Raw genomic sequence first — 18,269 nt, 5'->3', positions numbered from 1 at the left:
GGCAGTAATTATCTGTTTTATATCAATTTCCTGTCATCCTCACGAAGGCGAAGACCTCAGGACGAGAGGGCTCCGAGGGCACTATCAGGCGCCCCGGAGCCCCTATCGATTCAGCTGCAGCTTCCCGGCGACTACGCCGCCACGACCGCCACCTTCTCCTTCACCAGCTTGTTCAGCCCCGCAAAGTCCGTCTTGCCCGAACCAAGCAGCGGCAGCGCCGGCACCACCAGCACCTCGCTCGGCATCATCAGCTCCGTCGCCCCACGCTCGCGCGCAAACGCCATGAAGCCATCGCGAGTGGCGTCCTTCTTGTCGGTCGCCAGGATGATGCGCTCGCCCTTCCTGGCATCCGGCACGCTGGCGGCGGCTGACATCGCGTCCGGCCAGCACTGGGTCGCCAGCGCATCGATGGCGGCCAGCGACACCATCTCGCCGCCGATCTTGGCGAAGCGCTTGGCGCGGCCCTTGATGGCGACGAAGCCATCGTCGTCGAGCGCCACGATGTCGCCGGTGTCGTGCCAGCCGCCCTCGGGCGCCTCGAGCACGCCGGGGTTCTCCACCCGGAGATAGCCGAGCATCACGTTGGGCCCGCGCACGTGCAGGCGTCCGCCTGTTTCGATGCCCTCCACCGCCTCCAGCTTGTGCTCGACGCCCGGCAGCAGGCGCCCCACCGTGCCGGCCCGGTTGTGCATCGGCGTGTTGAGCGCCAGCACCGGCGCCGTCTCGGTCACGCCATAGCCCTCGAAGATGCGCAGGCCGAACTTCTCGGCGTAGAGCTTGCGCGTCGCCTCCTTCACCGCCTCGGCGCCGGCCACCAACAGGCGCAGTGAGCGGAAGTCGTAGGGGTGCGCCATGCGGCCATAGCCGTTGAGGAAGGTGTCGGTGCCGAACAGCACGGTGGCGTTGGTCTGGTAGACCAGCTCCGGGATGATCCGGTAGTGCAGCGGCGTCGGGTAGAGGAACACCGGCACGCCGGAGACCAGCGGCAGGATCAGCCCGGCGCTGAGGCCGAACGAGTGGAAGATCGGCAGCGCGTTGAAGGCCGTGTCGGTGCGCGAGAAGTCGATGCGCGCCGCCACCTGCGCCACGTTGGCGAGAATGTTGCGATGGCTGAGCACCACGCCCTTCGGCGTCCCCTCCGATCCCGAAGTGAACAGGATGGCCGCCGCATCGTCCGGCCCGGTCTTCACCAGCCGGTGCGGCCAGTTGAGGAAGGCATCGAGCTTGTCGAGCCGCGTCACCGTGGCCCTGACATCCTCCAGCCAGACGATCCTGATCTTGCCCTCGATGGCGGCGATCAGCGGCTCCAGCCGCCCTTTCTCCACGAAGACGCGCGAGGTGACGAACACCTTGGCCTTGGAGGCCGTGCAGGCGGCCAGGATGTTGGCGGCGCCGGCCGTGAAGTTGATCATCGCCGGCACCCGCCCTGCCGATTGCAGGCCGAGGAAGGTCACCGCGCCACCCACCGCGTTGGGCACCATCAGCGCCACCGTCTCGCCCGGCGTGGCCAGCGGGGAGAGCTTGCGGCCGAGAATGCGCGCCCCCATCAGCATGCGACGATAGCTGAGCTTGCCGCCCACCGGATCGCTCACCGCCCGGCGCCCGGCGCCATGCTGGCGGGCGGCACCCACCATCGCCTCGAAGATGGTGAGGTCGGTGTCGGTGGTGCGGAACATCATGTCCGACATGATGCCGTAGAGCGCGTTGCCGGCCGCCTGCCGGCGCAGCTTGCCCTTGAGGGGTTCGGGCAGCGTCAGCCGCACCGGCTCGGTGATGGTCACCGTCACCTTGGGGAACCAGCGGCGCTTCACCTGCATCGAATTCAACCGGCTGAAAACCGTCGACTCCAGGCCCGCGAGGCGCACCGGCACGATGGGCACGCCGGCCTTGTCGGCGATCAGGCCGACGCCGTCATAGACCTTCATCAGCGTGCCGGTGACGGTGATCCGTCCCTCGGGGAAGATGATCAGCGTCTCACCGTCCCTGGCGGCGGCGATCAGCGCGCGCGTGGCCAGCGGCTTGGTCGGGTCAAGCGGCATGGCGCGGGTAAAGCGCAGGAAGGGCTTCACCCACCACGCCTCGGCGATGGTGTGGTCGATGGCGAACACCGGGTCGCGGTCGAGCAGGGAGACGGCGACCACCGCGTCGAGGAAGCTCGTGTGATTGAGCGCCACGATGGCGCCCTCGCCGGCCGGCGGCACGTTCTTGAGGCCGGTCACCTCCATGCGGAACACGGCGCGCAGCAGGATGGAGACGAAGTCGCTGAGCGGGTTGGTCGGCAGCACCTTGAAGATCCAGACGGCCGAACCGAAGGCGAACAGGCCGAGGGCCACCAGCACCATCGGCACCGTGGCACCCAGCGCCTGCGCCACCGCCACCGTGCCGGCGCCTGCCACCATGAACAGGGCCGTCAACGCATTGATGGCGCCGACCACCCGGGCGCGCCGCTCCACCGGCGCCCAGTGCTGGGCGGCGGCGAACGACGGCACGATGAACACGCCGCCGGCAATCGCCAGCGCCGCGAGGTCGATGGCCGCGTGAATGGCCCCGGGGTGGCCGAAGAATTCGGCAAGGCTATCGGTGGCCGGCGCGGGGGCGTGGCCGGACAGTGTCCAGGCGAGATCGAGCGCCGCAAGGCCGATGGCGACGGAGGCCACCGGCACCGGCAGCAGCACGATGCGGCCGGCCGACAGCCAGGCGCCCAGCGCCGAACCCACGGCGATCGACACCGCGAACACCGTCAGATAGGCCGACACAGCCGCCTCGCGGCCGCCGAGAATGTCTTTCACGAAGGTCGGCATCAGCGCCATCGCCACCACGCCGAATAGCCAGAACAGGCTGACCATCACGCCGGTGCGCCAGAGCCGCGCATCGGTCCAGAGTTCGCCGATCAGCCGCACAGTGGAGCGGGCAACGTTGGGATCGACCACCGTCTCCGGTGCGGCGGCGCCCACCTTGGGCACGTAGAGCGCGGCGATCCAGCTGCCGACGGCCAGCGTCATCATGGCGATGCCGAACACGATGGGCCCGCCATGGGCGCCGGTGGCAAAACCGCCGGCATAAGTGCCGGTGAGAATGGCGATGAAGGTCGCCCCTTCCACCAGCGCGTTGCCGCGCGGCAGCTCGGAAGGCGCCAGCAGGTCGGGCAGGATGCCGTATTTGATCGGCCCGAACAGCGAGGAGATCACCCCGAACAGCACCAGCGCCGTCATCAGCACGGTGATCGACTGGATGGCAAACCCCAGCACCGCCAGGCCGGCGATGGCGATCTCGACGAGCTTCAGCCAGCCGGCGACGCGCGCCTTGTCATAGCGGTCGGCGAGCTGCCCGCCGAGGCCCGACAGGAAGATGAAGGGCAGCATCAATATGCCGGTGGCGATCGTCACCAGCGCTTCGCCGCCGGCGACGCCCATCTGGAACAGGATGGTGAACACCAGGGCGTTCTTCAGGAAATTGTCGTTGAAGGCCGAGAAGAACTGCACGAGGAACAGCGGCCCGAACCGGCGCTGAATGAGGAGCGACTTGCTCATGGGACCTCCTGAGGGGGCAACGGCCATGGGAGACAGGGAAGCGGATCGGCAGGGGAAACGCAAATGACCGATGGGATACCATCTGTCCTCACCCTTCACCCCGCCTCGCCTCCGTGCTATGAACATCGTTCATGGAATATCGATAGCAGAGATTTGAACGCTGTTCAACGCAAAAATGAACATCGTTCAAATCCTGCACGAACGAGGCAAACGACCATGAACGCCCCCCTCTCCGAACGGCGCCAGGCCCAGCTCACCGCCCTGATCGACGCCGCCGAGCGCCGCATTGCCCAGGGGGGCGCGGCAAGCCTCAGGGCGCGCGACCTTGCCGCCGACATCGGCATCGCCTTGGGCGGCCTCTACAACATCGTCGCCGATCTCGACGAACTCCTGCTGCGCGTTTCCTCCCGCACCCTCGGCCGCCTCGGCGAGGCGCTGACCGCCACCTCCGATGCGCTGCCGCTTGAGACAAAGGACGACGCGGTCAATCGCCTCGTCGCCATCGCCCACGCCTACCTGCATTTCGCGCGCGACAACCTCCTGTTATGGCGCACCCTGTTCGAACTTCACCTCGCCGAGGGAACCGCCCTGCCCGCCTGGGCCGCCGACGACCAGCTCCGCCTCTTCCCCCACGTCGCCGCCCCCCTCGCCCTCCTCGTCCCCAACATGGACGAGCCCCGCCAGACCCTCGCCGCCCGCACCCTCTTCGCCGCCGTCCACGGCATCGTCACCCTGGGGCTGGAGGAAAGACTGGTGGCGGTGCCGCTGACGGCGCTGGAAGGGCAGATCGAATGGCTGGTGCGGGCGACGTGCCGGGGGCTGAGGGGATAGAAGAGCGCGATATCTACCCTTCGTCTTCTTGTCCCGAGATCCTCTGCCTGCGCAGAGGAAGACAGATTTATATGGGCGGGCCAGTCGGATAGCGTCTTTATAGATTGTCTTCCTCTGCGCAGGCAGAGGACCTCGGGCAGAATAGGGCGAGCCGCCGATATAAGGCTCGCCTGGAAACGCTCTCTTTCAACTCTACCGTAGCGGGCAATTGAGGTTGTATTCCATTGCTGACTCGCACCATGCGCGATATGGTCGCTATTGATAAAATCGGGCTGGGGGAATTCTCATCGTGACCGCGCGCGCTTTGAAAATAATGGGCATTGTCTCTCTTCTTGTTGGAATGGCCGGCTGCAACACGACGCCCCACCCGTCATACACAAGCACGCCGGAAGAATCGGCAAGCGTCGCGCGCGTGTCGGAATGCTTCGAGAGAAATATCCCCAAGTTCGATGACGGCGTGACAGATCCGGCCAAGATTGCCGCCGCCATTGCCAAAGGCCCCTGCGCGCGGGAACAAGCCATCGCAAAGAAAGTGTATTTGCGCGACATACCTCCCGAAAGGCTTCAGGCTGTCAGCGATGCCATTGACAGGGTGCCGATTGCGGCCGGTAAGGAGCTCATCCTCCAGCGCCGGAAAGGTGGCTAAGGCCGCAGTTGGCTTGATCGCCGCCTAAACCTTGAACACGTTGTCCCGGTGCCACTTCAGGAAATGCGGGCTGGGGCGGTCCGAGGGGCGTGGCGGAACGATGGCGTGCCCACTGGCGTTGATGAGGCCGCGCGCACTGTCGGGGTCGTTGACGTGCCGCGACACCAGGATCCTGAAGTCGTCAGCGAGGCCGATCAAGCCGCGATCGAACATCCAGTGCGCCGTCCCGGACAGCGCCAGGCCGTTGCTCAGAATGTCCGGACCATTGGCCTCGACGGGGCGAATGTGCGCCGCGTCCACCTCGGCCCGCCCTCCGCCGTTGATCAGCCTCAAGCCCGTCACGGCGCACCGCTTGTCATAGGCCCGGAGCACCACGCGCCGGAACAGTCGGTCACGAACGATGCGAGAGGTGAGCTGATCGACGCGCAGGCGCGGCTGCTCCATGATGAAGGGAACCTGCGAACCTTCGCCAAAACTGACCAGATCGGCATCCAGCATCGGACCGATACGCGGCAGTTCGGGCTGCGCCTCGTGGAATCCGCGCGCCAGGATGCGGTCGAAATCAGTGGCGCTGATCGGCCTCACCGCCGACTGGGCACGGCCGGAGATACCGCCGTCCTCGTTGAGAAGGCCACGCTCGATCACCCCGTCCTCATCGGAGAAGGGCACCGGGCCGACGAAATCGAGATAGCTGCCGGGCTCGATCTCCGCGACATACATGCCGGGCGATGCCGCATCCGGAACGACGCGGGCCACGCGGGCAACGGCGAAATAGCCCCGCGTGTCGCGGATCTTGCGCGGCTCGTAATAGACGATCCAATCGCCGACGCAGGCGCTGACGCGACCGAGATACTGCGCCGGGAACTGGTATCGCTCCGCCGGGCTGTCGTCATAGATCGAATCGAAGCGGTGAATGAACACGCCGAAGGACATGGTGATTTCGTAGCATGCCGCGCCAATCTGGGGATGCGGAAACGAAGCAGAATGCCTTAGCCTTCCGTACGAGCGACATACCTGAAAGTGGTTCACCGCCCTTCAGAGAGAGCCCGATAGCACTCGCTCGATTTCTCGTCATGAGGTCCTGCGCCTTCGCACAGGATGGCACCTTATGGGAGGCCGTGCACAAGCTACCAGCTTGTTTCACAAATATAATTCTCCCGTCATCCTCGCGTAGGCGAGGACCTCAGGCAGAATGGAACGAGCCGTCGATATCGCGCTCCCTTAGCGCCCTCACCCCCGCGCCACCCTCACCAGCCACGCCCTGACCACCGCCTCCTCCACCTCGCTCATCCCCTCTGCCAATTCCCGCTCCAGCCCCTCCACCCGCTCTCGGCAGGCCTTGAGCTGGCTCCTTCCCGCCTCCGTCAGCTCGATCTGCAGGATGCGTCCATGCACGCTATGCGGCGCTCTCTGGATCGCGCCGGCGCGTTCGAGGTTGGCGATGATCACGCTGACGGTCTGCGGCGTCAGCAGGGCGAGGCGGGCGATGTCGGCGTTGGAGATGCCGGGATAGGCGGCGAGCATGGTCATCACCGCGAACTGTGGCGGCGTCACGCCGAGATCGGCCAAGGCGCGGTCCATCTGGTGGCGGAACGCCCCCGCCGCCTGCCGCAAGAGGTAGCCGAGATGGCCTGCCTCGCCGCGCTTGCCCTCGCCCACCTCGGGTAACTGAACCTCGTCGGACCGCTTGCCCATATTATCAGAGCTCTGATATGTTGTTCGTACTCTGATATATCCCATACGGCGCTGGCATGCCATCGTCCGGAGACCATTCGATGCCCAAAACCATCTTTCTCGCCGGCGCCAGCGGCGCTGTCGGCCGCCGCCTCGCACCGCTCTTGGTGGCCGACGGCTGGCGGGTCATCGGCACCACCCGCTCCCGGGACAAACTCGCCGATCTCCACGCCCTCGGTGTCGATCCCGTCCTCGTCGATGTGTTCGACGCGGCGGCGCTGACGGCGGCGGTTCTCGCCGCCAAGCCCGAGGTGGTCATCCACCAGCTCACCGACCTGCCGCCCGGCCTCGATCCGGCGCTGATGGCCGCCGCGCTCGTCCGCAACGCCCGCATCCGTGACGAGGGAACGCGCAATCTGCTCGCCGCCGCCGTGGTCGCCGGCGCCCGGCGCGTCATCGCCCAGAGCATCGCCTTCGTCTATGCCGAGGGTCCCCTGCCACACGGGGAAGGCGACCCGCTGGTCACCCCTGCGGAAGGCCCGGCCGGCACTTCGGCGCGCGGCGTCATCAGCCTGGAAAGCCAGGTGCTGGCCGCCCCGCTCGAAGGCCTCGTGCTGCGCTACGGCCGCTTCTACGGCCCGGGCACCGGCTTCGATGCGGCGAACGGCCAGGCGCCAATTCATGTCGACGCGGCGGCCAAGGCGGCGGCGCTCGCCGTCACCCGCGGCGCGCCCGGCCTCTACAATATCGCCGAGGACGACGGCACGGTGCTGAGCGACAAGGCGAGGCGGGAACTCGCCTGGTCGGCCGATTGGAGGAGCAACTCATAGCTCGGCGCCCTCAGGCAGAACGGCGCGGTTTGGCAACCGTGGGCTCAGCGACGCCCATCACCTCCGGCGCCAAACAAGGTTGCGTCCCATTGTCTTCTCGCGCAGCAGACGACATAGTCGGCTGGGCAAGTCGGGCTGGGAGACCTTGTCGTGCAAATAAGTCTAGCAAGAACCGTCGGGCTCATCTCCATTCTTGTTATTTTGGCAGGATGGACGCCAATCGAGTCCGCACCAGCCACAGAAGAAGAAAGGCTAGCTAGTCTCATCGCAGTCGGTTTATGCGTAAAAAACGATGTCAAAGAAAAATATGACAAAGAAATTGCTGAAATTGAGACACGCGATTCCATACGGGATGGAAACTGCAACCGAGACTACCAGAAATTAATCGCGATTTACACGCTAGGGTTGACTGAGGAAGACCGGATAGAATTTTTGTCCTCCGGCGATTTCATGAAACAGATAGACAGAGATCTCGATCTCTTGCGGAAACGCAATCGCTAGAGGTGCGGGACGCCCTAGTGTCTCAATATGAAGATAAAGTCGCCGGCGGTTACCCCGGCTCAGGCAGAATGAAACGATCGGCTCAGATAGCGCTCCCGACAACACGACCGCCGTAATCATCCCGACTCCAAACGCGGTTGCATCCCATTGTCGCCTCGCCTTTCACGCGACATAGTCGAAGAAGAGAGTCGCTAGGGACGATTGTCGTGCAGAGAAGCCGGTTGAAGGCGGTCGGGATTGTTTCGCTTCTTTTGGTTCTGTCGGGCTGCGTCACCGATCGCGGTCCGCCCAGCCAAGCCGAACAATCGGAAAGCGTTGCGCAGTTGAAGGCGTGCGTCCAACGGAACCGCGGGAAATTCGACGACGGCAGGTCAGACCCGATGGACGTTGCCATCAAGATCGCCGACGGGCCCTGTGCAAGGGAGAATGCCGCCGTGCTCGACGCCCTGCGGCGCGCCATACCTCCCGGAAAGCGCGGAACCTACAACGACGATGTCTACCCCATCTCCTACCCGATCGCCCAGCTCGAGATCATAAGTGGCAGAGCGGCCCGCTGAGCCAGCGGGTGCGGCAGGGTGTTTCGGATCGCCCCCCGTGGCACCATAGTCGATGCGGATAGAGTGGGGCTGGGAGCCATGAGCCATGCAAACAAGCCTGTTGAAGACCGTCGGCGTCATGGCCGTTTTTCTGGCGTTGGCGGCCTGTACCACGACCCCGCGGCTGCCGCCGGCCAGCGAACAGGAACAGTCGGCCAGCGTCGCCAAATTCGTCACTTGCCTCGACAAGAACGTGGCGAAGGTGGATGACCGCGTCTCCGATGCGTCAACCATCGCCGCGGCGCTGGTCGAGGGCCCGTGCGCGGCCGATTACGCGGCCTCGAAGGAAACCTATACGCGCAACATGAGCGACAGGGAGCGCATCATGTTCGAGGCCAAACTCACCGCGCCGCACCAGGTCGCTGTCGACATCGTGCTGCGGCATAGGAAAAGCGCCAAGGCGCCCGCCCGAATGCCCACCGCCGATGCCCCGAGCAGGCGTATGCAGGGCGACAAGGCCCCGGCCACCTGATCGGCGGCCGAGGCTTATCTCACGGCGAGACGTTCCATGGATCGCCGGCATCAATCTGTTGTCGGGCCACCAGGGGGCGGATTGAGCTTCGCGTGGTTGACGGCGGCGTTGCCGAAGGCGGTGGCCATCGAGCCGAAGGCGCCGAGCATGCCCGCCGTGCGGCTGTTCTTGGCCTGCATGGTGAGGAGCGACGCCTGATTGCGATAGCTGACCGCCTGGTTGCGCACGTCATCGGCCTGCCGATAGGTGGTGGTTTTGATGGTCAAAGCGTCCACGGCGCCTTGCATGGCCGTGCCCACCATCTTGTCCAGCGGTGAGCCGAAGGTGGTGTCGACGCCGTTGGCAGCCATGGCCGCCTGCTGCTTGGCCATCAGCTGGGTAGTCAGGGCTTTTTGCTTCTGCTCCTCGCGCGAGCCGGAATCGATGATGTTCCGGGCCTGCCGGTCGGCCATCAAGGCGTTATTGCGCGCCTGATTGGCGCTGTACTTTGCGGCCTCGGCCTCGGCATTGGCGCTGGTGATCTGGCCGGCCCCGCCCAGGAGACCGCCGCCGATCATCAGAGCCGTGGAGAGTTCGCACATATTATGTCCTCAGCCCTAGAGATCGAATGGCGAGCGCTATTATCGCCTGAAGCAACAGCCTCAAGACGGCATAGCGCCGCGACGTGTCATGGGCGAGCGAGAGGCTCTGGTTACGACTGCCACCAGTGATGCTCGTAATCGCCGTAAATTGATTTTCCGCCCATGTACGGGGAAGTCTTGGCAATGGGGTTCGAACCCGAGCTCGGATTCATCTTCGCCGCATTGGCATAGGCACTGCCGAACGCACTGGCCATCGTGCCGAACGCACCCAACACGCCCGCCGTGCGGGCGTTCTTGGCCTGCATGTCGTAGAGGGCGGCCTGATTGCGGTAGCTGACCGCCTGGTTGCGGGTGTCATCGTAATTCCGGTAGGCGTTGGTGCGGATGGTCAGCGCGTCGACTGCGCCCATCTTGGCGGTGTCCACCATCAGATCGAGCGGCGTGCCGAACGTCACGTCGACGCCGTTCGCCGCCTGACTCGCCTGCTGCTTGGCCATCAGCTGCTGCGTCAGCGCCTTCTGCTTCTGCTCCTCGCGCATGCCGGATTCGAGCGTGTTCTTGGCCTGGCGATCGGCCAGCATGGCGTTCTGCCGCTGCACCTCGGCATTATACTTGGCGGCCTTGGCCTCGGCGTTGGCGCTGGCAATCTGGCCGGCGCCGCTGAGGATGCCGCCGCCGATCATCAGTGCGGTTCCGATGTCGCACATGTCATTTCCTCAGTTCGAAGACAATGAAGGGGTAGCCGTGGACATCGACCTCCGTCAGGAACGTGGCACCCAGCCATTTCAGCCAGCGCAGCGAGGGAAAGTTGTCCCGGTCCACCGCATTGCGCAGCACCGTATGGCGCGTGAACAGGCTGGGCAGCCCCTCGGCCGTCGCCCTCAGGAACCAGCGCCAGTTGCGGGCGATGGCGTCGGTCCCGAGCAGCCACACGCCGCCGATACCGGCCAGCACATCGAGATCGCCGACGCCGTACATGATCTCCGGCTGGCCATCGATCAGCACGGTGAAGGCGGTCGACTGGGACATCGACCGGCGTAGCGCCTCCACCGGCCCCACCCGTCCGGCCCGCCACACCTCTACCTCGTCGCTGAGCCGCAGGCGCTCGCCGATCGACTGGCAGTGAGCGGCGCACGCCGGCACAATTTCAATATCAACGGCCAAGCGTCACCTCCGGCATGATGGCCAGGATCGACATCGGCAGCGGGTCGAACTGCTTGATGAACATACCGCCGGCCCGGTTCCAGTCGGGCGCCGGTGTCATGTCGATGTCGCCGGTGTAAAGGCCGATCGCCTCGTTCCACGCCTCGGTGGAGCGCTGCTTGAACTCGACGATCTTGTCGCTGTCGCGCCCCTCGTCGCGCGGGCCGATGAAGATGCCGCGCGTCTTCTCCACCCGGAGCACCACCTTGGAGATCGACTTGAAGCGCCCCTGCACCGTGCCGAGCTCGGCCACGGAGCCGAGATCGAGATCCAGCGTCTGCAGCACGGCCGCATAGGGCAGGCCGATGTGGATCTTGGCCGCAGCCATCGGCAGCGTCACCGCCCCGCCCTGCACCGTCAGGCCGCGCACCACGTTGCCGTCGCAGAGCGCCACCAGTTCACAGCCCTCGAGATGCGACAGCCCGGAAAGATGGCTCACCAGCGCGCCGGTATAGGTGAGGCCGCAGTCGACGAAGAAGGCATCTTCCACATGGTCGAAGGCGCGCGTGTGCAGCCGCTCGATATAGCGCTTGGTCTCACCGTTGATGGTGCGCCGCACCACGAAATAGGGCACGTCCTCGCCCTTTTCGGCGATGCAGGTCACATCCTCGAAGAAGGCGCCGGCACCGCTCTCATGGCGCGTCCAGGCCCAGACTTCATGCTCCTTCATATAGGTGAGCGACACCAGCGAGCCGTCGTCGAGCACTACCCAGACGATCGAGCTCGGCGCCTGCGCGTAGGCCCAGGACTTGATCGTCCGGTTCTCGAACAGGTGGCGGCTCATGATGGTGAGATCCTTGCCCACCCAGGCGTCGTCGCCATAGCTATAGGAGAAATCGCGGATCACCCCGCCCGAGCGCTGGGCGAACAGCACCGTCTCACCAACGTTGATCGGCTGCACCGAAGCCGCGCCGCGATAGCCCTGGTTGGCGATGACGATGGCGCTGGGCGTGATGGCGTCCGACGTCTGCCCGCCCGTCACCACCCATTCGGCCGACGAGGTCATCAACAACAGGCCATAGCGGGCCGCCAGCATCGAACGGACGATGTTCACCTGCCGCGCCCGCATGCGGAAGGTGATGGCGTCGCTATCCTTGGCCGGCGAGGCGTAGCCGAAATTCTCGTAGTTGGCGGTCTGGCTGAGATAGACCGCCTGCGGCTCGTTGTCGGTGGAGGCGAGCGCCAGCCGCTGCTGGATGAAGGTGACGGCGCGCGGGTAGTTGCCGGGGCCGGAGAACGGGTTGCGGCCGATCTGCGGCCCGTCGGCCGTGTCGGCGGTGATGTTCTCATCATCAAGCAACAGCTCGGTGGTGGAGCCGATATAGCCGAACGAGCCGTTGGAGAATTTATAGACCACGTATTTGGAGGCGCCGGTCACCGCCGGCCAGGCCACGCGGTTGATGCCGCCGTCGATCGAGAGATCGTTGACGCAGGAGGCCTCCAGCGAGGGCAGGCTTTCCTCGCCGGTCGCTGCGCTGACGGCCGCCACCTTGTAGCGATAGGTGTGGGCGATATAGCCGGTCTTGCCAGAGGTGCCGGCCTGCACCAACGCCGTCACGCCGGTGGGTGCCGGCATGGCCGGCGTGAAACTCGGCTCGGTCAGCGTCCAGTTGTTGTCGGCAAAGCGGGAAAGCTTCTTCACCGGATACTTGGGGTGGACGAGATACATCACGTCCGCTTCCTGGGCGAACACCAGCTCGCTGAGATCGGCGGAGGAATAGGGCGTGGCCACCTCGTAAACGCCGCCGCCCGAGGCCAGGATCAGCCCGCCATTGCGCCAGAAGCGCAGCGAGCCTTGGCCGAACTCGATCACATAGGCCTGGCTCTCGTTGAACTGGAAGGGGATCAGCCGCGTGTGGTTGGCGCTCGCCTTCACCTCGCCGACGAACTCCAGGCCGGCGCGGTTGGTCGCCCCGCCATGCGCCTGGATGGTGAGGTTCAGCGCCGTCTTGAGGCCGAGAGCATAGTTCTTGGTATCCACCCGCGCCCACAGCGCCGGGGAGAGTTCGCCGCCGGCAAAGGCCGGCTGATAGGCGCGAAGCGTCACTGCCGGATCCTCTCGTAATCGCTGGTGATGCGGCTGTCGGTCCGCTCGTCATTGGCCTCGGCGGCGCCAGCCGCCGCCTGCGTCTGCAACGCCATCTGGAAGGCCGCCTGCCGCTGGTTGGGGTCGCGCGTCAGCGGCATGGCAAGGCGCGCGGCGAGGTGCCAGGACAGCGCCTCGACGAACAGCGGCGGAAACTTGCTGGGGTCGTCGACCCGGCGGATATAGTGGAGAACGGCCGGCGACAGGTTGCAGTAGAGCCGGTCGCCGGTGAGCTCATAAGGCGAGCCGCCATCGTCGTCTTGGAGATCGCCGGGCAGTACAGCGCCGGAGGTCACATCGTCGGACGGCCGCACCTCGCGGATGCGGATGAGATCGACAGGCAGCGCGTAGGCATGCGCCCAGCGCCCCAGCGTGGCGTTCACCGTCGCATTGCCGGAGATCTCGGCCAGTACCGTGGCCGCCCGCGCAAACCGCCAGGGCGGCCCGGCGGCGAGCAGCGCATCGAGCGTCTGCTCGTAAAAGCGATTGCAGGCGCGCGCCTCGGTACTCGCCTCGCTGAGTGCGTCGATCTTGTCGGCGCCGAGGTGGCCAAGGGCCAGATTGCAGATTGAAACAGTTGATGCCATGAGCCACCCCGAAAACCGTGCCGCACTCTAGGCAGGCGGTGGTTTACGCGGTGACGGCGCTTCAATGGTAAACCGCCGCGGCGGGGGTCCGTCGCGGCGGTGTGTAAACTCATTGGCGCCCTAGCAAGGCACCGGAGCTTCGCTAGATTCGTCCCATCAACATCAGAATGACGATGATCAACAGGATCAGACCCAGGCCGCCGGACGGGCCATAGCCCCAACGCGAGCTATATGGCCATGTCGGCAAAGCGCCGAGGAGGATCAGGATGAGGACGATCACCAGGATGGTTCCGAGTGTCATGGGCGGTCTCCTAAAAAGGGGCGGCGAGGACAACAAATCTCAGCCCGATAAATACCTACGACACTAAGCAAATTCGCGAGGCCGCCTAACGGTTCCATCAAGCCGACTGCAACGAGCCTTTTGGCTTGGCGCCTCGCTGGAAGATTTGCGCCGAACGGAACGGAGCGAGCGGCAAATGGCGCTCTCCGTTTACCCATCGAAGATGCGAGGACGCGTTCAATCGTCGCGGCGGAGCAGTGCGCAGCGCAAATCGCGCCTACTTCCCCTGCTCCTCGATGATCTTGCCGATGGCCGGGCCGGCGAGGATCGCCACCGCCGTCCAGACCAGCGCCCATTTCAAGCTGCGGCGCCCGTCACGACGGGAGCGGGCGATCAGAAACATTTGCAGAAATAGGTCGAGCATCGCGAGTCTCCGTCCATGCCGCCTTGGCATCAGCCCCGGCGTTTCCCAAGAACAATCGTTGGCCGCCCTCTCTTGTTCCAGGCGGTCGGCGCCAATTGACATGATCCACGCAACCTCATCGCCTTCGAGAGAGGTCGAAACCGACAGAACGCTCCCAGCGACACGCCAATCTGCTATCCTCCGCCCAATTCTCTGGAGGGAGCCTACCATGATCGTCAAACGTGTCGTCGCCAACATCGCCACCGATCGGATGGACATCGCCAAGGCCTTCTATGGCGACGTGCTCGGCATGACGCTCGCCATGGACCACGGCTGGATCATCACCATGGTCGGTTCGGGTGAGGCGACGCCCCAGATCAGCTTTGCCGCCGAGGGCGGCTCGGGCACGCCGGTGCCCGATCTCTCCATCGAAGTAGACGACCTGGAAGAGGCGCACCTGCGGATCCTTCAGGCCGGCCACACGCCAGAATACGGACCGGTCACCGAGCCCTGGGGCGTGCGCCGCTTCTTCGTGCGCGATCCCCTGGGCCGCCTCGTCAACATCCTCGCCCATCTCTGAAAACCGGAAAATCCGATGATCGGACAGCGCCGCCGTTTCTCTTTCGGAAAGCCGGAGCGCCCTTGACGGCGCCTTGGAATCCAAGAATATCAATGACCAAATGATCGCAGCCCCGCCCCTCGCACCACCAAGGCCCGCAGACGCCGGCTGACGTACGCGCTGAGGCTTTTGCGGTGACCGGCCAAGCGGTCCGATAAACCCGCGAACCCCACCCGCCGAGGCCTCGCCGACAGCCGTCCGCGGGGCTTTTTCATATCGAGGCCGCCTCAGAGGGACCCACCATGCACCTTCACTTCGTCGTCCACGAATCCTTCGAAGCCCCCGGCGCCTATGAGACCTGGGCGGCGAGCCGGGGCCATACGGTGGGCTATTCGCGTGTCTACCTGGACGAGCTGCTGCCCGTCTCGCTCGACGGTCTGGACATGCTGGTCGTCATGGGCGGTCCGCAGTCGCCCGCCACCACGCTCGCGGAATGCCCGCACTTCGACTCGAAGACCGAGCAGGCGCTGATCGCTCGGGCGGTCGCCGCCGGGAAAGCGGTTGTCGGCGTCTGCCTCGGCTCGCAGCTGATGGGCGAGGCGCTCGGTGCGCCGTGCGAGCACAGCCCGGAGAAGGAGATCGGCAAGTTCCCGATCATGCTGACGGCCGCCGGCCTTGCCAACGACAAGTTCGCTCCTTTCGGCCCGACGCTTGAGGTCGGCCATTGGCATTCCGACATGCCCGGCCTGACGCCGGACGCCGTGGTGATCGCGACAAGCGCCGGCTGCCCGCGCCAGATCATCGAATACGGCAAGCTCGCTTACGGCTTTCAGTGCCACATGGAACTCACGCCCGAAGTGGTCGAGCTCCTGATCGCCGCCTCGGAAGCCGAGTTCCCCACCCTCACCGCCTACCGCTTCGTCCAGCAGCCGGACGCCCTCCGCCGCAACGACTACACCGAGATGAACGAAAAGCTGTTCGTGTTTCTGGACAAGCTTGTGGCGGAGTATGAGGCGCGGGCCTGACAGATCGTCGGCGCCACCCCTTGATTTTGTTTCTTGGAAACAAGCGGATGTATATTCCAATCCGCGCGGCACACCCCTATAACGCGCGCGCTGGGGTTGGATCTGCCCGCCATGCGCGAACGCGGCGGGCAGCGTGGGGGCTGTTGTGTCAGAAACCGGAGTGGGATACCGCGCCGATATCGATGGGTTGCGGGCGCTGGCCGTCGCCATTGTCATTCTCTTTCATCTCGATGTCGGCTGGTTGCCCGGTGGCTTTGTCGGCGTCGACGTGTTCTTCGTCATTTCCGGCTTCCTAATCACCTCATTGATCACCCGTCGTATCGACGCCGGCTCCTTCAGCCTGATCGATTTCTACGAGCGCCGCTTCCGCCGCATCTACCCCAACCTCGTCATCGTCCTCGCCGCCACGGTCGTCCTCGGCTGGCTGAGCCTGATCATGCAGACCTACCAGACCTTTGGCCGAACCCTGGTCTGGGCGGCGCTGTCGGCGTCCAATTTCGTCTTCATGGGTGGCGGCGGCTACTTCGACCCGGGCAGCATCAACAAACCGCTATTGCATACCTGGTCGCTCGGCGTCGAGGAGCAGTTCTATCTGGTCTTTCCCTGGCTGTTGATGCTGGCCGCTCGGCGCGGCTACCGGCCATCCTGGCTGATCGCCGGCACGGTCGTCCTGTCGCTTGCCCTCAGCATCGCCGGCGGCATCGCCAACTGGGCGCCGTCCTACTTCCTACTGCCGACCCGCTTCTGGGAGCTCGGCATCGGCGGCCTGATCGCCATCCTGCCGCTTCAGGATCGCCTGCGTTCGACAGGGCGTGCAGTCCTCGGCGTCGCCGGTCTGGCTGGCGTCGTCTGGGCCTCTTTGTTTCTGAACGAGTCCGCGAGTTTCCCCGGTTACTTGGCGCTGCCCCCGGTGCTCGGCGCCGCCGCGCTCGTCGTCGCCAACGGTGGACCGGTCAATCGGCTGATGGCTTTGGCGCCATTCGCCTCGGTCGGCCGCCTTTCCTACGCGCTTTACCTCTGGCACTGGCCGCTGATCGTGATCGCGGCGAGCGTCGGCCTGCCGCCCCAGGACCCAACGACCCGCGTCCTCGTCGTCGGCCTGTCGCTCGTCCTGTCTTTCGTCGGCTACCACCTTTGGGAAATGCCGATCCGCCGCCGCCAATTCCTGTCGAGCCGCCGCGCGCTGTTCGCCGCGCTCACCACCTGCGTCCTGCTGCTGGTCGGCATGGGCATCTCGATTTACACGGCCAAGGGCTTTCCCCACCGGTTGCCAAAGGAAATCTCGGACATCTACCTGACCACGAAGAACGGCTCCCGGCTCATCTTCCGGCAGTGCCTCAGTCACACGAAGGTGCCCTACACCTGCCCGGTCGGATCACAAGAAGCCCAAGGCGTATCGTTCTTCATTATCGGCGACTCGCATTCCGAAGCGACGGCGGCCGAAATCGGCGAGGTCGCGGCGCAATACGGCCTGCGCGGCCTGTTCTTCGGCCAGAACGGCTGCAGGCTGTTCGCAGATCCGGTCACCGGTGAAACCACCCAATGCATCGCCGAGCACGAGCTCGCCATGCAGAGCTTTGGGAAATACCATCCCGCCCTGATCATCGCGATCACCCGGTGGCCGGATTACCTCGCCGACAACCCCGCCGACCCGGAGTTTCCCACACGGTATAGCTCGATGTACGACACGTTCGACAAGAGCTTGTCATTCTATGCGGCGAGCACGGTGGTAACGGCGCCGTCCGTTCCAACCTATGGCGTGAACATCGCCGAGTTCGCCGGTCGCGCCTGGTTCCGCGAAAGAATCGGCCTCGATGCTCCGCCCGTTCCCACCATGCCCCTCGCCGAATACCGCCGGCGCCAAGCGTCCGTCCAAGGGCTGCTGGAGACCGAGCAGCTCAACCACCCGAACCTCAGGATAACCGATCCGGCAACGGTGCTGTGCCCGAACGATACCTGCACCAGCATGGCCGGCAACATGCCGCTCTATTACGACACCAACCACCTGTCGCACACCGGCGCACAACTCTACGCCTCGCTGTTCCGGCCCTATTTCGCCGAGGTGGCCGGGCGGCCAGCCGGCCTCGCCAGCAGCCCCCCATCCAGCCGCTGACGACGGGGGCCGGAACCCATCAATCTGCCATCCCAGCGACGGCTGGGACCTCGGGCAGAACGAAGCAAGCCGCCCGTATAGGTTTCTCTGTCCAGCTAGCTCCGTAGAGCCTGCCTCAAAATTCGCTGGTGGCTAGGCAGATGGCGACGAGCGCGAGAACCGGAGCGGAGCGAACTTCGAGCAACTCCAGCAAAAGTGGGAACCGGTTTTGTGTCCGGAGTTGCGTCTGAGAAACAGCTCGTGAGCACCGGAAGCGCAGCATTCTATGCCAAGGTATCTGCCCGAAAAGTTGCAGACTTTTCGGACAAAGCGGATGCTGGGGATGCCCACCCCAGTAGAATTTTCGAGCAAG

Annotated in this window: 19 protein-coding genes; 9 read left to right on the top strand and 10 right to left on the bottom strand. The window is 64.8% G+C overall.

Annotation, left to right across the window (positions count from 1 at the left end; genetic code table 11):
* Positions 1–131: 131 nt before the first annotated feature.
* The gene (locus G522_RS0122745) at positions 132–3,530 is read right to left on the bottom strand and encodes an acyl-[ACP]--phospholipid O-acyltransferase (protein WP_026792994.1); all 3,399 of its coding nucleotides are present in this window, start codon (positions 3,528–3,530) and stop codon (positions 132–134) included.
* Positions 3,531–3,746: 216 nt separating this feature from the next.
* Between G522_RS0122745 and G522_RS0122740 the strand changes: the two genes are divergently transcribed.
* Positions 3,747–4,361, top strand: coding sequence for a TetR/AcrR family transcriptional regulator (locus G522_RS0122740; protein ID WP_026792993.1), 615 nt, complete (start codon positions 3,747–3,749; stop codon positions 4,359–4,361).
* A gap of 289 nt (positions 4,362–4,650) precedes the next feature.
* Positions 4,651–5,007: a hypothetical protein gene (locus G522_RS0122735; RefSeq protein ID WP_156887028.1), complete on the top strand. Its 357-nt coding sequence runs from the start codon at positions 4,651–4,653 to the stop codon at positions 5,005–5,007.
* 24 nt (positions 5,008–5,031) lie between these two features.
* Here the strand turns inward: G522_RS0122735 and G522_RS0122730 are convergent, their stop codons facing one another.
* Positions 5,032–5,940 (bottom strand): HNH endonuclease, encoded by a 909-nt coding sequence (locus tag G522_RS0122730; RefSeq protein ID WP_026792991.1) that lies wholly within the window; start codon positions 5,938–5,940, stop codon positions 5,032–5,034.
* 297 nt (positions 5,941–6,237) lie between these two features.
* Positions 6,238–6,702 carry a MarR family winged helix-turn-helix transcriptional regulator gene (locus tag G522_RS0122725; RefSeq protein WP_026792990.1) on the bottom strand — a complete coding sequence of 155 codons (465 nt, stop codon included), beginning with the start codon at positions 6,700–6,702 and terminating at the stop codon, positions 6,238–6,240.
* An 80-nt stretch (positions 6,703–6,782) separates the two neighbouring features.
* On the opposite strand from G522_RS0122725, the gene G522_RS0122720 reads away from it, so the two are divergent.
* The 4 genes from G522_RS0122720 to G522_RS0122705 all read left to right on the top strand — a co-directional run bounded on the left by G522_RS0122720 (position 6,783) and on the right by G522_RS0122705 (position 9,080).
* On the top strand, positions 6,783–7,511 hold the full coding sequence (locus G522_RS0122720; RefSeq protein WP_026792989.1) for an NAD-dependent epimerase/dehydratase family protein: 729 nt from the start codon (positions 6,783–6,785) through the stop codon (positions 7,509–7,511).
* Between the two features lie 150 nt (positions 7,512–7,661).
* The gene (locus tag G522_RS30325) at positions 7,662–8,012 is read left to right on the top strand and encodes a hypothetical protein (protein WP_026792988.1); all 351 of its coding nucleotides are present in this window, start codon (positions 7,662–7,664) and stop codon (positions 8,010–8,012) included.
* Between the two features lie 380 nt (positions 8,013–8,392).
* Entirely contained in the window at positions 8,393–8,569 is a 177-nt protein-coding gene (locus tag G522_RS30165; RefSeq protein ID WP_156887027.1) for a hypothetical protein, read from the top strand.
* 100 nt (positions 8,570–8,669) lie between these two features.
* The gene (locus G522_RS0122705; protein ID WP_169453587.1) at positions 8,670–9,080 is read left to right on the top strand and encodes a hypothetical protein; all 411 of its coding nucleotides are present in this window, start codon (positions 8,670–8,672) and stop codon (positions 9,078–9,080) included.
* A gap of 50 nt (positions 9,081–9,130) precedes the next feature.
* Here G522_RS0122705 and G522_RS28335 read toward each other — a convergent pair whose 3' ends face one another.
* The 7 genes from G522_RS28335 to G522_RS30160 form a co-directional block, all read right to left on the bottom strand.
* Entirely contained in the window at positions 9,131–9,661 is a 531-nt protein-coding gene (locus tag G522_RS28335; protein WP_051229129.1) for a virion core protein, T7 gp14 family, read from the bottom strand.
* 110 nt (positions 9,662–9,771) lie between these two features.
* Complete coding sequence (locus G522_RS29270; RefSeq protein WP_051229127.1) at positions 9,772–10,368, bottom strand: virion core protein, T7 gp14 family; 597 nt, start codon at positions 10,366–10,368, stop codon at positions 9,772–9,774.
* Position 10,369: 1 nt separating this feature from the next.
* The gene (locus tag G522_RS0122690; protein WP_026792985.1) at positions 10,370–10,825 is read right to left on the bottom strand and encodes a hypothetical protein; all 456 of its coding nucleotides are present in this window, start codon (positions 10,823–10,825) and stop codon (positions 10,370–10,372) included.
* On the bottom strand, positions 10,815–12,911 hold the full coding sequence (locus G522_RS0122685) for a phage nozzle protein (RefSeq protein WP_026792984.1): 2,097 nt from the start codon (positions 12,909–12,911) through the stop codon (positions 10,815–10,817). The genes G522_RS0122690 and G522_RS0122685 overlap by 11 nt, the downstream gene beginning before the upstream one ends.
* A complete protein-coding gene (locus G522_RS28325) occupies positions 12,908–13,537 on the bottom strand; it encodes a phage connector family protein (RefSeq protein WP_036840614.1) in 630 nt (209 codons plus the stop codon). The genes G522_RS0122685 and G522_RS28325 overlap by 4 nt, the downstream gene beginning before the upstream one ends.
* 142 nt (positions 13,538–13,679) lie before the next feature.
* Positions 13,680–13,838, bottom strand: a complete 159-nt coding sequence (locus G522_RS29745) for a DUF3309 family protein (RefSeq protein WP_036840611.1) — start codon at positions 13,836–13,838, stop codon at positions 13,680–13,682.
* A gap of 256 nt (positions 13,839–14,094) precedes the next feature.
* On the bottom strand, positions 14,095–14,241 hold the full coding sequence (locus G522_RS30160; protein ID WP_156887025.1) for a hypothetical protein: 147 nt from the start codon (positions 14,239–14,241) through the stop codon (positions 14,095–14,097).
* A gap of 208 nt (positions 14,242–14,449) precedes the next feature.
* Here G522_RS30160 and G522_RS0122665 point away from each other — a divergent pair, with 208 nt between their 5' ends.
* From G522_RS0122665 to G522_RS0122655, 3 genes are all read left to right on the top strand, one after another.
* Positions 14,450–14,800, top strand: coding sequence for a VOC family protein (locus tag G522_RS0122665; protein WP_026792983.1), 351 nt, complete (start codon positions 14,450–14,452; stop codon positions 14,798–14,800).
* 281 nt (positions 14,801–15,081) lie between these two features.
* A complete protein-coding gene (locus G522_RS0122660) occupies positions 15,082–15,804 on the top strand; it encodes a type 1 glutamine amidotransferase (protein WP_026792982.1) in 723 nt (240 codons plus the stop codon).
* Positions 15,805–15,949: 145 nt separating this feature from the next.
* Positions 15,950–17,917: an acyltransferase family protein gene (locus G522_RS0122655; protein WP_156887024.1), complete on the top strand. Its 1,968-nt coding sequence runs from the start codon at positions 15,950–15,952 to the stop codon at positions 17,915–17,917.
* Positions 17,918–18,269 lie beyond the last annotated feature (352 nt).

This window comes from Pleomorphomonas oryzae DSM 16300, assembly GCF_000422965.1.
In the GTDB taxonomy this organism is placed as follows: domain Bacteria; phylum Pseudomonadota; class Alphaproteobacteria; order Rhizobiales; family Pleomorphomonadaceae; genus Pleomorphomonas; species Pleomorphomonas oryzae.
The sequence above is the reverse complement of the archived record's forward strand: the minus strand, read 5'-3'. Positions and strand labels throughout refer to the sequence as shown.

Coding starts and splice junctions, on each gene's coding strand:
- G522_RS0122745 (WP_026792994.1), bottom strand. CDS start 3,530: ATGAGCAAGTCGCTCCTCATTCAGCGCCGGTTCGGGCCGCTGTTCCTC.
- G522_RS0122740 (WP_026792993.1), top strand. CDS start 3,747: ATGAACGCCCCCCTCTCCGAACGGCGCCAGGCCCAGCTCACCGCCCTG.
- G522_RS0122730 (WP_026792991.1), bottom strand. CDS start 5,940: ATGTCCTTCGGCGTGTTCATTCACCGCTTCGATTCGATCTATGACGAC.
- G522_RS0122725 (WP_026792990.1), bottom strand. CDS start 6,702: ATGGGCAAGCGGTCCGACGAGGTTCAGTTACCCGAGGTGGGCGAGGGC.
- G522_RS0122720 (WP_026792989.1), top strand. CDS start 6,783: ATGCCCAAAACCATCTTTCTCGCCGGCGCCAGCGGCGCTGTCGGCCGC.
- G522_RS30165 (WP_156887027.1), top strand. CDS start 8,393: ATGGACGTTGCCATCAAGATCGCCGACGGGCCCTGTGCAAGGGAGAAT.
- G522_RS28335 (WP_051229129.1), bottom strand. CDS start 9,661: ATGTGCGAACTCTCCACGGCTCTGATGATCGGCGGCGGTCTCCTGGGC.
- G522_RS29270 (WP_051229127.1), bottom strand. CDS start 10,368: ATGTGCGACATCGGAACCGCACTGATGATCGGCGGCGGCATCCTCAGC.
- G522_RS28325 (WP_036840614.1), bottom strand. CDS start 13,537: ATGGCATCAACTGTTTCAATCTGCAATCTGGCCCTTGGCCACCTCGGC.
- G522_RS29745 (WP_036840611.1), bottom strand. CDS start 13,838: ATGACACTCGGAACCATCCTGGTGATCGTCCTCATCCTGATCCTCCTC.
- G522_RS30160 (WP_156887025.1), bottom strand. CDS start 14,241: ATGCTCGACCTATTTCTGCAAATGTTTCTGATCGCCCGCTCCCGTCGT.
- G522_RS0122665 (WP_026792983.1), top strand. CDS start 14,450: ATGATCGTCAAACGTGTCGTCGCCAACATCGCCACCGATCGGATGGAC.
- G522_RS0122660 (WP_026792982.1), top strand. CDS start 15,082: ATGCACCTTCACTTCGTCGTCCACGAATCCTTCGAAGCCCCCGGCGCC.